This window comes from Microcoleus sp. bin38.metabat.b11b12b14.051 (assembly GCF_013299165.1).
GTDB lineage: Bacteria > Cyanobacteriota > Cyanobacteriia > Cyanobacteriales > Microcoleaceae > Microcoleus.
The window spans coordinates 34,847-48,180 of record NZ_JAAFKD010000028.1 but is presented as its reverse complement, the minus strand read 5'-3'; the positions used below and the strand labels follow the sequence as shown (position 1 = coordinate 48,180).

The following is a 13,334-nucleotide window of genomic DNA, read 5'->3' as shown; positions in this document are numbered from 1 at the left end:
AGCAACGGTTAGAATTACCGCTGGCTAAAAAGTAGCGGTTGGTCATGTCTAAATTAGACCATGAATCTGCACTTTTAGCGATCGCCATTCTTGGCCACCTGCAATAATTAATATTTCTCGTTTATATTGTCTAAAATATATCTAAAGGTAGATCGCAAATCAGCGTGAGCGTGTATTCTATGGCTATTGCTTTTGGACGGGAAATCTGCTGCAATCTCGACTCGGCGGAGTCTCGGGAGTGGTTAGTGACAAACGGGATCGGCGGTTATGCTAGCGGGACGATCGCAAATCTGCTCACCCGCCGCTATCACGGGCTGCTGGTAGCCGCCCTGAAACCCCCGCTGGGAAGGACTTTGATGCTTGCCAAGCTGGACGAGACGGCCGTGTATGCCGATCGCGCCTACCCGCTTTATACCAACCGCTGGGCCGACAATATGATCGAACCCCACGGCTACAACTGCATCGAAAGCTTCCACCTCGAAGGTACAACGCCTGTTTGGAGGTATGCCCTCGCCGACGCTATCCTCGAAAAGCGGATTTGGATGCAGCAAGGTGCTAACACAACATATATTCAATACCGCTTACATCGCGCCTCACAACCGATCGCGATCGCCGTCAAAGCCTTAATCAACTACCGCGACTACCACCACATGACGGGCGCTGGCGACTGGCCTGTCAGCCTAGAAACCTTGAGTGCCGGGGTTTGTGTCACCGCGTTTCCCTGGGCGACGCCACTTTACCTGCTGACAGATGCCACACCAGAAGCTAAATTCAAAGTTGCTACGCCCTTATACAATTGGCACTACGGATTTAATTTGGCAGCCGAACAGCGGCGCGGGTTGGACTACTGCGAGGATCACTTGCACGCGGCAACTTTGCACTTTGCGATCGCACCGGGCGAGTCTCTCACATTGATCGCTAGTACAGAGAAAAATCCCGAACTCAACGGCGGTACAGCTTTAGAATTGCGTCGCACCTACGAGCAAGAATTGTTGCAAAAATGGTCAAAAGTGAGCGAATCTCCCGACTGGATCGAGCAGTTGGTGCTAGCAGCCGACCAATTTATCGTCAACCGCCCGCTACCGCAGGAACCCGACGGCAAAACGATTATCGCCGGATATCCCTGGTTTAGCGACTGGGGGCGCGATACCACGATCGCCCTGCCCGGCCTCACAATCTGTACCGGGCGCTGGGAAATTGCCCGATCGATTTTGCGGACTTTTGCACAATATGTCGATCGAGGAATGCTCCCGAACCGCTTCCCGGATGCTGGCGGCGCCCCGGAATACAACACCGCAGACGCTACGCTGTGGTACTTTGAAGCAATTCGCGCTTACTGCGACTGCACCGGCGACGACCAACTTTTGGCGGAACTCTGGCCGACATTATGTGAGATTGTGGATTGGCACGTGCGGGGAACTCGGTATAACATCCGTGTCGATCCTGACGACGGTTTGCTCTACGCGGGGGAAACAGGCGTACAACTGACTTGGATGGATGCGAAAATCGGCGATTGGGTGGTGACTCCTCGAATCGGTAAGCCGATCGAACTTAGCGCGCTTTGGTACAATGCCGTGCAAGCAATGGCCAGTTTTGCTCGCAGATTGGGCAAGTCTCATGATGAATATCAGCAGTTGGGCGATCGTACCGCCACCGGATTCACCCGCTTCTGGAACGACTCAACCAGTTACTGCTACGACGTTCTCGACGGCCCCGACGGCAACGATATTTCCCTGCGCCCCAATCAAATATTCGCCGTATCCCTACCCCTAGATTCGATTCCGGCGCACTCCGCAGCAGGGCGAATGGGGGGGACGGCAACTCGTTATACACCGTTACTCACGCCCATCCAGCGCCGCGCCGTCGTGGATGCCTGCGCGAGCGGACTTCTCACTTCCCACGGCCTCCGCAGCCTCTCGCCGCAGCACCCGCAGTACCGCGCAACCTATGAAGGCGACCCATTACAGCGCGACAGTGCCTATCACCAAGGCACAGCTTGGGGCTGGTTGATGGGCCCATTCGTCTTAGCGCACTTGCACGTATACAAAGATCCAAAACAAGCTCGCGAATTCCTGGAACCGATGGCACATCATATAAGAGCGGGCGGAGTTGGCAGTTTGGGCGAAATTTTTGAGGGCGACGCCCCCCACTCGCCCCGGGGCTGCACGGCTCAAGCTTGGACTGTGGCTGAGGTGTTGCGGGCTTGGTTGGCAATTAATAATCTGGATGTTTAAATGGGGAATGTTCTGTTGGGTGGAATCAGAGGTTTATGGCATTATTATTAGCGGGCGATATTGGCGGAACTAAGACGATTTTGCGATTGGTGGAAAGGACTGCTGATGGTGCAATGAATGCTCTTTACGAGTTTCGTTATCCGAGCGGAGAGTTTCCTGATTTAGTGCCGATGGTACAGCAATTTTTGACAGAAGCTGCTACTAAATTGGAGTTTACCCCAGAACTCGAAAAAGCTTGTTTTGCGATCGCCGGGCCAGTAGTCAACAACAGCGCTAAACTGACTAATTTACCTTGGGTGCTCGAAGCGAAGCGTCTCGAACAAGAATTAGGAATTTCCCGCGTCAGTTTAATTAATGATTTTGTCGCGGTTGGCTACGGCGTGTGGGGTTTGGAGGCCAATGATTTGCACACTTTGCAAGTGGGAAAACCCAGCCAGCACGATCCGATTGCTGTAATTGGTGCGGGGACTGGTTTGGGACATTGTTTTGCAATTCCCGAAGCAAATGGTATCAGAGTTTTTTCTTCCGAAGGGGGACACGGTGACTTTGCTCCTCGATCGGAGTTGGAGTTTGATTTGCTAAAATATTTGTTAGCAAAACATGACATTCAAAGAATATCGATCGAGCGTGTAGTTTCCGGCCAGGGGATTGTTTCAATTTACCAGTTTTTGCGCGATCGCAAGTTTGCTGCTGAATCACCCGAGGTGGGAGAAGCGATCGACAAATGGGAGTCGGAAATTGGTAAAAGCGAGAAGACAGTCGATCCAGGTGCGATAATTGCAGGGGCTGCACTCCAAAAGTGCGATCGGCTTTCCGAACAAACAATGCAAATGTTTGTAGAAGCTTACGGCGCTGTAGCCGGAAATATGGCTGTGTCACTTCTACCTTACGGCGGTTTCTACATCGCCGGCGGCATCGCTGCCAAGATTTTGCCACTAATTCTAGAAGGAAGTTTTATGCGAGCTTTCACCCACAAAGGCCGCATGGATTCGCTGTTAGAAATGATGCCAGTTCGATTAGTTTTGAATGACAATGTAGGGTTAATTGGAGCGGCGGTTTGTGCGGCAGGCCTTTAAGGTATTGTAGGGGCGGTGCCCCCGTGCCCGCCCCAGTTAATAATTGTAGGGTGCGCCAGCTTTAATCTGCTCGATTTTTGCTAAAATGGCGATCGGCTGACGCACCCTACTAATCTATAATTACCTCACCTTCAAAATCTTCATAGCCGCACTCTCAGACACCGGCATCACCGACAACCGATTACCTTTCCTCACCACCAAAAGCTCATCAGCACTAAAATGTGACTTCAGTTCATCCAAAGAAATTAACTTAACAAACTCCTCAACAAACTCAACCCTCACAGTTTGCCAGCGAGGCGCATCTAGCTGCGATTTAATATCATAATACTCGCTATTCATATCAAACTGACTCGGGTCAGCAATCCCCGTTTCCACAACGCGCGCCAACCCGACAATTCCGGGAGTTTTAGTATTAGAATGGTAAAAAAATACTAAATCTCCTGGACTCATTTGCCGCATAAAATTGCGCGCTTGATAGTTGCGAACACCGTCCCAAATAGAAGTGCGATCGCCCTGCAAGTCTGCAATACTGTAAACATCCGGTTCCGACTTCATCAGCCAATAATTCATACAATCAATTCGCTTGGGCTAGCCAAATATTCTTGAATATTATCTAAACACTGCTGCATAGCTTTTTGCATAAAAACCTGAACTAGCAACAATCCAAGCGGATAGAATACCGGAGAAGTCAGCATAAAATAAAACTCCCAATCAATCCGAGTTCCCTTTGCTGTAGCAGTGAAATTCCAATCTCCGCCACCAGACTCAATGAGTAGAGAAATGGGAAACTTAAACCCTCTAACCAGTCGGTAGGTTTGTCTTTCTGGCTTTTTGAAAGTAATGATTTCTTCATCAATCACCGAAGTATCGGAATTTTCTATCCGCCGCACACCGCCTTCACGCATCTCTCCACCATCAGCCATTTCAGCTTTAATAATTGCTGGAATTGGACCAAATCCGCGAAAGGATTTTGGCACATTCGATAGTGATGCCACAAAATCAAACACTACTTCCGGTGATGCAGCAATTTCTACTGACGCGTTGGTTTTAACTAACATTTAATCCTCATTTTTTTGCATTAATTAAGTGCAGATCCCTAATTATATAATACTTACGCAAAGCCTATAGCGGTTCTCAAAAAAGTGAGGTATGCCCACGGAGGCCACGGAGGCCTATGCCCATGAGTACCTCATCTTTTTGAGAAAGGCTATATGTCAATACGGTTTACTTAAGATTGTCATTGCGAGGAACGAAGCAATCGCAGTATCTATTTTTCATAGTGTTTTACCCCCAAGACGGCCTTAAGTAAACCGTATTGGGCTATATGTGTCCTATTGTTGATTTTAGGCAATTATTGTCGGCGAGGATAGATCCTTGTAAGGTGCGTCGCTGTGAGATTTTTCACTTTTCCAAGTAGATGATTGATAGCGACGCACCCTACGGTATTGACTCTTTAACTGTCAACCCCTCGACTCCGCGGGCGGGCTCTTCTGTCAACTCTTCGACTTCGCTCAGCGCAAGCTGTCAACCCCTCGACTCCGCGGGCGGGCTCTTCTGTCAACTGTCAACTCTTCGACTCCCCTCGACTTCGCGGGCGGGCAAGTCGCGAGCGCGCAAGCTGTCAACCCCTCGACTCCGCGGGCGGGCTCTTCTGTCAACTGTCAACTGCTATAAAATATCCTTCCGCTTCTGCAACCACAGAGTCAACATCAAATAAACGAAAATATGCACGCACAAAATCCCCCAATTTAAACTGAGATTGTGCCAAGTTGGATCGTAAACAGGAGTAGGCTCAAACGGCTGAGGAAGTATGCTCCCATCGGGCAAAGTAGTAGGCGCGGGAACCATCGCATTTACATTAACTAAAGAACCGTAAGCACCCACAGACCAGCGGCTTAACATCAACCAAGAAAACTTGCTCGCCACACCTTCCATCTTAAACAAAACTCCAGAAAAAATAATCTGAGGCAACAATATTAGAGGTAAAGCGCTATTAGCTTGAGAGCCATTTTTGACGATCGCAGAAACCAGCAATCCAAGACTTATACAGCTCATTAAAGTCAGGAATGTGGTAATAGCTGCTCCCACCGGCCAGGAAATTAAACTCGGTTCCGGGGATTTAAAAGCAATCAGAATCACTCCTACCATCAACAGCGTTTGCAATACCGCTAAGCCGGAAAGTATGAAAAGCTTTGAACCCAAATAAGCAAACAATCCTAAATTAACTAAACGTTCGCGCAAATAAATAGCCGATTCTTTGACAATCTCTTGCAGAGAAGTTGCGAGTCCTACCCAAATAGCCGCGCAGGTAAATACAAACAAAACGCGCATCGCTAAAGGTGCTAAAGTTGGTTCGGGTGCGCCAATTAACGGGTCTTTATCCCTGACGGCAAGCCGTAGCAAACTAATCCCGATCGGAGCCGTTAAAAGAGCTAAACTCAAGTTAACTAAGTCGCGGCAAATAAGCTGAAAATAGCGCTGAGCAAGCAGAACGAGTTGGTTTACAAAAGATACAGATTTGGGCTTGGGAGGCGCAGCAGGTGTTTTTCCATTAGCGTTGCCGGTGCTGAAGTGGTTGACAATATACTGCTGATAGTATGGAGATTTATTGAACTTTTCTGCCCAGCTTTGAACGTTGGTTTCTCCTGTTTCTAATTCGTTGTAAATGTCGGCAAAATCCCCAGTTTTGACATCGAAAAAATCCAGGGCTTCGGTGGGCGGGCCGAAGTAACAAAGCCGTCCGCCGCGGCCCATAAAGACAATGCGATCGCACATGGTGATATTTGCCGTCGCGTGAGTCACCAGAATCACCGTCCGGCCTTGACTTGCCAACTTTCGCAGTAGCTGCATCATCTTCTTATCCAACCCCGGATCTAGCCCGGAAGTCGGTTCGTCCAAAAAGAAAAGTTTCGGATCTGCTAACAGTTCAACTCCGATGCTAACCCGTTTGCGCTGTCCGCCACTAAGCTGTCTGACAACAGCAGTACGGCGGTGAGTCATTTCAATATCTTCTAAAGTTTTTGCGACTACTTGCTTAACATCTGTATCGGGAGGTAAGCGCAATTTAGCAGCATAACTCAACACTTCTTCTACGGTTAAATCTGCGTGAATAATATCATCTTGAGGGACGTAACCAATTTGATTGCGATAAATATTGAAGTTTTGGCGCAAGTTGTCGCCGTTGAGAAACACAGCGCCTTCAGTAGTTTTCTCAATCCCTAAAAGCGTCCGCATTAAAGTAGATTTACCCGCACCACTACCGCCGACTAAAGCCACAAACTGCCCTGGTTCGATCGCCAAAGTGATACGATCCAAACGCTTGGGAATCACCAGACTGTCAGCATCGAGGCGAATTTGATTGCCTCGGTCTTGCACCTCTAACGTATGATTGCGGTAAGTTAGAGTAAACGGGCCGATCCGAATCGCATCTCCCTCGGCCAACTGTGCAGAATTTGTGATGCGCTGACCGTTGACAAAAACGCCATTAACACTGTGGTCTCGTAAAATATAATTACCGCGACTGTCTGCATCGATTGTCGCGTGGCGCCTCGAAACCAGCGGCGCATCCAATTGCAGCGAAGCATTTGGATCGCGGCCCAACAAAACCGATCGATTGCTGAGAGGAATTGACTGTTTGCTGGGCGGAAAAATTTGACTCGCCAGCGGATTAAAATAAGTGACTAAAACTTGATTTTTTGGATCGAGACCGATTTTAATTTCTGTACCGTTTTTGAGACAATAACCGTCATTGGGAGTAATGCGAGTGCGATCGACAAATAAGCCATTAGTGCTCGGGCGCTGTCCGTCACCGTCGTAAATCCAGTAAGTATCCCCCTTTTGGCGCAACACAGCATGAACGCCGGAAACTGCCCGCCAAGGCTCGGGAACCACGAAATCAGCACGAGTGCGATCGCGCCCTAGTACGTGCTGCGGCTGTTTTAACTCTAACTGTATGGTTTGATCTTGACTCGTTAATACTAAATAAGGGCGATCGCTGACAGCAGTCGGTTGTCCTATATTACCTATCATATTTAAATCACATTTTTGGCGCTAACTTTTGTCAGCATATCAAAACTAGCGCCACAATCGACTTATTTATTTGAGAACTTATGCAAAATGTATCGTCTTCCGCGCACGTTACACCTATATTCTCTATTCCCTATTCATTCTGTCAACTGACAACTAACAACTGACAACTGACAAATGACTAATGACAAATGACAAATGACTAATGACTAATGACTAATGACTAATTACTGAATTTCCAATAGTTTAGCTGCGGCATTGACCACGATTTGGGCAGAACCGGCGAAAAAAGACCGATCGATAGTTGCGAGGGTATCGGTAGATTGGTGGTAGTGGGGCGATCGCAAATTTGCAGTATCCGTCACCAACACAGCACCAACTCCTTTATACCAGAACGGCGCGTGGTCGCTGCGTAAAACATCGGGAGTCAGCACCCCTTTCAGAGGAACCGGTAGAGTTACCACAGCAGGTAAATCAGCTTTTGGCGACTCCGCAAAAGCGCGCAACAGCAACGGATGTTCCGCATCCCCAACCACAGCGATAAACTCGCCCTTATCGGGAGATGTTACCCCGGCTGCATCTAGAAACGGTTGCGGTGTCAATCCTTCGGGATATTGCTGACAGCCTGACTTGTGGCAAGAATAACCGATCATATCTAGGACGATCGCACCCTGCAAATTTTTTAATCGCGCTGGGCTACCGGCGAATGCTAAACTGCCTAAAAGTCCGATTTCTTCCCTATCGAAAAATGCCACTTGCAATGTCCGAGGCGTGGGACTAGAACCCAGCAATCTTGCTACTTCTAAAACTGCTGCAACTCCTGTCGCATTGTCGTCAGCCCCAGGCGATTTTGGTACAGTGTCGTAGTGTGCAGCAACGAGAATTGCCCCAGCTTTTGAGTCAGTACCTTTTCTCTCGGCAAAAACATTGATTCCGCGATCGAATTCCTGCAATTTTGGCGAAAAACCGAAGGTTTGCAGTTGTTGCGAAATGTAGTCTCTCGTAAAAGTGCGAGATTGTTCTTCCACCCGTTCTCCTGCTAGAGTTTCAACGTGTTTCCACAATCTCAACGGGTCAATTTGCAGGCCGCTGGGTGCATCTTTTTCAGCAGTCAGTGGCGAGGTAGACGGGTTTTGGGAAGTGTGGATAGTGCGATCGATCGAAACTTCCGGCACAGCCGAAAAACGCTGCAACGAGCCAGAACCCCAACCCGCAGCCACCAACCCAACCAGAATAAATAGCGCTATCCAAATCAATCGTTTCATCATTAAGTCTATTCAAGATTGTAGACTGTTAGATTTTATATTTTAGCTTGACAATATCGTAAAAATAAACCTATTTCACAAAAATAAACTCAAAATTTTTAACCCGATCGCCCTCAGCACCCCTCTGTAATTATTTAATTGATTTTTTGTAAAACAAATATAGCATTTATCAAAAATATGAAGTATTGACAATCAATCTCTCAATCCCTGAATGTCCGAATCGAAAATATAAAATCTAAAATCTAAACCATAGCTCAGGTTTGATAAAAAGGCTATAAATAATTAAATGTCGCCGTCCCGTCAGAGTTATTGAGCAATTTTGCGGCGACATTCAACCTAATAATTTACCTGCAATTTCCACAGTAGAAAACTATTTTTTATCCCATTCAATCTCCTTATTTGCCAATATTAAGCCGCTGCTACTGGGAAAAGCGTAAGGAATAGTTTTTGCCGAAAAATCAACAACTTCAGTTTGTTGTTGAAACCACTCGGAATAACTGGGATTGAGTAAATCGTACAGTGCTTTTAAAGCTTGGATTTCCGCCTCAAGTTGTGCTGCTGCTTGATTGATTTTGCGAGCTTGTGCTTGCAAGCGCTTTTCCCCGGTTTGAACGTCGTTTTCTACTTTTTGCCAGTGCTGTCCCGCTAGCAATTTGTCTAGTTCGCCTTGTTTGTAATTGATTACCGCCTGTTTTTGTTCGAGTTGCTTTTCTATAATTTGAGTTTCTCGCTCAATCTCCTGGATTTGTTGCAACCACTGCTCCCCAAAGGCAGCATTTTGCTGGTGGAACTCGGCCATAGCCTCAGGAGTATTATTCTTCGGGAAACTGACTGTCACTCGGCACTCTGAGCGCTGTACGCAAAGTTTTTCGCGCGCCTCTTGCATGGTGGCAACTTCTGCTTGCAGCGCGCGGACTTCTGTTTGGAGTTCTGGGATCGTCTGGCTCATTGGTTCAATTCGTGGATCTGTGCATCGATTTTAAGCTAATTGTTTATTTTTATAACAAATCTTGCCGACTTATGAGGGGAATTCTCTAATTTTAGCGCGCTCCCAGCCGATCTCTACGCATAATGGCGGATAATTTGTGGCAAAATGGCCGATGACATATTTAAAATTATAATTAGAATTATAATTAATTATGGAAAAAAATTGAAAAATTTTGAAAAACTTAATTGTCCAAATTCACAAAAATAAAGGTTATATATGTTTTACGAGTACCTAAAACTTGGTTCGTTAATTTTTGTTTTTGTCACAGGAATTTAGTTAGCATTGATTTAAAATCAAGGATTCACAGAAATGAAAACGATAGACAGATTAATGTTGGGATATTTAACTGCTACTTTTTTGGGTGTGGAATGTTGCATTAATCCCAAAATTTTGCCCGCAATGGTAGGGGTTAGAGACGGCAATCTCGCGGCAAAAGCAATTTGGGTAGCACCTGACAACCACAGCTCTAGGCGATCGGCATCTGGCACTAATTCAAGAGCAGACTTATTTGTGGATAAATCCTCTTCTTATATAGAACCAATAAATACACGAACCTACAATTTTACATATTCTGATAAAGATTCCGCTCTCGCTCCGACTTTTAGTTTAAAAAAAATTAGTTTTTATCTGGTTTTTATTTCTCTAGCAATCTCGCTGTTCATCAGGAGGAATAAAATCGCAAATCTGTTGTCCAAGGCGAGCTGGGCTATTAAACAGAATTCTCAAACCGTGCAACACAAGCTACCACAGGGAGAAACTATATTGGAACCAAAAAAACTACAAGATATTGGGGATACTATTGCCAAAATGACCCAAGATTTGCAGCAAACTGCCGAATATGCCCTCGATATTTGCGAGGAAATGAGCGTCTCGATAATTGCCACCACCCCAGGCGGTCATATCCTGTCATTAAACCAAGCTACTTGTGAACTTTTAGGATATTCTAAAAAAGATTTGTTAGGAAAACAAATAGCCGGACTTTTTAAAGAGACTGACTCACCTGCACAAGGGTCAGAGTTAGCTAATTTAACAGCAGAAAATTGTGTGAAAAACGTCGAAAGAATCTACATTTCTAAAGATTATAAAAAAATAATTGTCCTGCTTTCTATTTCAACTATTCGGGACGACAAAGGCCATGTCAGCGGTAAGTTGTACGTAGCACAAGATATTACCGATAGCAAGCGGGCTGAAAGAGATTTGCGGCGCAGTGAAAAAAAGTTTCGGCAACTGGTAGAGACTGTTAATGCTGCTGCATTTATCTATCAGCGCCGACAGTTGCGCTTTGTTAATTCTCAGACAGAAGATATGACTGGATATACTCGCGAAGAATTGCTAGCGTTGGATTTATACGATTTAGTTCATCCAGATTTTAGAGAAACAGTTAAAAGATGGGGCAAATCCCACCAGATCCGAGAAAGTTTACTTTCAAAAAATGAAGTAAAAATTCTCACTAAAACCGGAGAAACACGCTGGATTGAAGCCACTGTAGATATTATCAAATTTGAAAGAAAAGCGTCGATATTAGTCACAGCTTTTGACATTAGCGATCGCAAATTAGCAGAGTTAGAACTAGAAACATCTCTTTCGTTGTTGCAAGCCACCATTGAGTCTACTGCTGACGGCATTCTGGCGGTTGACGGCCAAGGAAAAGTGGTCAGCTTTAATCGCAAGTTTGCCCAAATGTGGCAGTTGCCAGATTTCCTGCTGGATTCGAGAGATAGCAACCAAATTTTGGGGTTTGGAATAAACCAGTTAAAATACCCGGAAATCTTTCTTTACCGGGCTAAAGAATTGTCCGATCGCCCTGCTGTTGAAAGTTTCGATATCATCGAGTTTAAAGATGGCAGAATTTTTGAGCGCTACTCGCTCCCGCAACTGACTGGAGGCAAAATTAGCGGTAGAGTATTCAGCTTTCGCGATGTAACAGAACGCTGGCAATCCCAAGAAAAACTCCGCAAAAGCGAAGAACGCTTTCACCTGCTGACACGGGCAACAAATGATGCAGTTTGGGACTTGAATTTGTTAAAAAGCGAGTATTGGTTGAGCGAAGAGTTTGAAAAAGTTTTTGGATACAAACTTAACGAAACTCAGACGATAGAAGTAGAATCATGGTGGCAAAATATTCATCCTGAAGAACGGGAAAGAGTGAAGTCAAGCTTCAATTTAACAATGAACTCAGATGCTCAATGTTGGTCGGAGGAATACAGTTTTCGCCGCGCCGACGGGGGATATGTTTTCGTGCTCGATCGCGGGTACATCATCCGCAATGCCAGCGGCGAAGCAGTGCGGGCGATTGGCACTATGATGGATATCACTCAGCGCAAGCAAGCTGAAGAAATTATTCGCTATCAAGCTGTTTATGACCAACTCACTGGTTTACCGAACCGGATACTGTTTAACGATCGCCTGCTGGCGTCATTGAGAGAAGCTAAAAAAAATCAAAGAATGCTCGCTGTGATGTTTTTAGACTTGGACAGGTTCAAAAAGATTAATGATACACTAGGTCACGCTGCGGGCGATCGCCTGCTAGAAGGTTTTGCCGCACGCATCAGCGAGACATTGCGATCGACTGATACGGTGGCGCGCTGGGGAGGCGACGAATTTACCGTGCTGCTTCCCAAAGTCAATTGCTTGGAAGATGCACTAAAAACAGCTCAAAGAATTCTCGACAATTTAAAGCCAGCATTTAAACTAGAAGGACAGTCGCTTCACGTCAGCAGCAGCATCGGCATTGCCGTTTATCCCAACGACGGCGAAGATGCCGAAACTTTAGTCAAAAATGCCGATGCCGCCTTGTACTGTGCGAAAGAAAGGGGAAGAAATAACTATCAGTTATACACTTCAACAATTAATCCCCAAGGCAGCCAGTTGCTGAATATAGAAAACAGGCTGCACGAAGCTCTAGAGCAGGGAGAATTTGAGGTGTTTTACCAGCCTAAAGTCAACATCACTACTTGGAAAATTCAGGGTATGGAAGCCCTGCTGCGCTGGCAACATCCAGAATTAGGTTTAGTTTCTCCTGCGACATTTATTCCGATGGCAGAAGAGAACGGATTAATTGTACCTATTGGCGAATGGGTTTTGCAAACTGCCTGCACTCAAAATAAAGCTTGGCAGGATGCTTTGCAACCAGATTTGCGGGTAGCCGTCAATTTTTCGGCTCGGCAGTTCCAGCAATTTAATTTAGTGCAAATGGTGGCAAAATGTTTGGAAACAACTGGTTTAGCACCGAAGTATTTAGAATTAGAAATTACAGAGACTACGGCCATGCAAGATGTGGAATATACCACAAAAGTGCTGAGAGAGTTGCAGGATATGGGAGTGCAGATTGCCCTGGACGATTTCGGCACGGGTTATTGTTCTCTAAATTATTTGAAAAAGTTTCCGTTGAATATCTTGAAAATAGACAAATCTTTTGTCGGGGAACTGACGACTGATCCGTGCCAACGGGCGATCGCCAATGCTGTAGCCACGCTGGGGCGAGATTTGAATTTGAGCGTGGTGGCCGAAGGAGTAGAAACTAAAGAGCAGTTGGATTGTTTGCGATCGCTCCACTGTCACGAAATTCAGGGTCACTATTTCAGCACTGCACTCTCGGCTGGTGATGCTAGCAAACTTTTGGTAAATTCTCTGTTGAGGAAAGTGAAAATTTCTTGACTGTTGACCGTTGACTGTTAACCGTTGACTGTTGACTGTTGTCATTAGAAAAAGACGGCGGTTGAAACCACGTCTATAGAACCCATTT

General features: G+C 46.1%; 8 protein-coding genes. 3 read left to right on the top strand and 5 right to left on the bottom strand.

The window, feature by feature from the left end:
- Positions 1-179: 179 nt before the first annotated feature.
- Complete coding sequence (locus QZW47_RS23730) at positions 180-2,234, top strand: amylo-alpha-1,6-glucosidase (RefSeq protein ID WP_293132465.1); 2,055 nt, start codon at positions 180-182, stop codon at positions 2,232-2,234.
- A 35-nt stretch (positions 2,235-2,269) separates the two neighbouring features.
- Positions 2,270-3,310, top strand: coding sequence for a glucokinase (locus QZW47_RS23725; RefSeq protein WP_293132462.1), 1,041 nt, complete (start codon positions 2,270-2,272; stop codon positions 3,308-3,310).
- Between the two features lie 120 nt (positions 3,311-3,430).
- On the opposite strand, the gene QZW47_RS23720 is transcribed toward QZW47_RS23725, so the two are convergent.
- The 5 genes from QZW47_RS23720 to QZW47_RS23700 form a co-directional block, all read right to left on the bottom strand.
- A complete protein-coding gene (locus tag QZW47_RS23720; RefSeq protein WP_293132459.1) occupies positions 3,431-3,880 on the bottom strand; it encodes an EVE domain-containing protein in 450 nt (149 codons plus the stop codon).
- Positions 3,877-4,368 carry an SRPBCC family protein gene (locus QZW47_RS23715; protein ID WP_293132456.1) on the bottom strand — a complete coding sequence of 164 codons (492 nt, stop codon included), beginning with the start codon at positions 4,366-4,368 and terminating at the stop codon, positions 3,877-3,879. Before QZW47_RS23715 ends, QZW47_RS23720 begins: the two co-directional genes overlap by 4 nt.
- 610 nt (positions 4,369-4,978) lie before the next feature.
- Complete coding sequence (locus QZW47_RS23710) at positions 4,979-7,339, bottom strand: FHA domain-containing protein (RefSeq protein WP_293132453.1); 2,361 nt, start codon at positions 7,337-7,339, stop codon at positions 4,979-4,981.
- 224 nt (positions 7,340-7,563) lie between these two features.
- The gene (locus tag QZW47_RS23705; RefSeq protein WP_293132450.1) at positions 7,564-8,604 is read right to left on the bottom strand and encodes a M20/M25/M40 family metallo-hydrolase; all 1,041 of its coding nucleotides are present in this window, start codon (positions 8,602-8,604) and stop codon (positions 7,564-7,566) included.
- Between the two features lie 367 nt (positions 8,605-8,971).
- Positions 8,972-9,550, bottom strand: a complete 579-nt coding sequence (locus tag QZW47_RS23700; protein ID WP_293132447.1) for a hypothetical protein — start codon at positions 9,548-9,550, stop codon at positions 8,972-8,974.
- A gap of 348 nt (positions 9,551-9,898) precedes the next feature.
- Between QZW47_RS23700 and QZW47_RS23695 the strand changes: the two genes are divergently transcribed.
- Entirely contained in the window at positions 9,899-13,246 is a 3,348-nt protein-coding gene (locus QZW47_RS23695; RefSeq protein ID WP_293132444.1) for a GGDEF and EAL domain-containing protein, read from the top strand.
- Positions 13,247-13,334 lie beyond the last annotated feature (88 nt).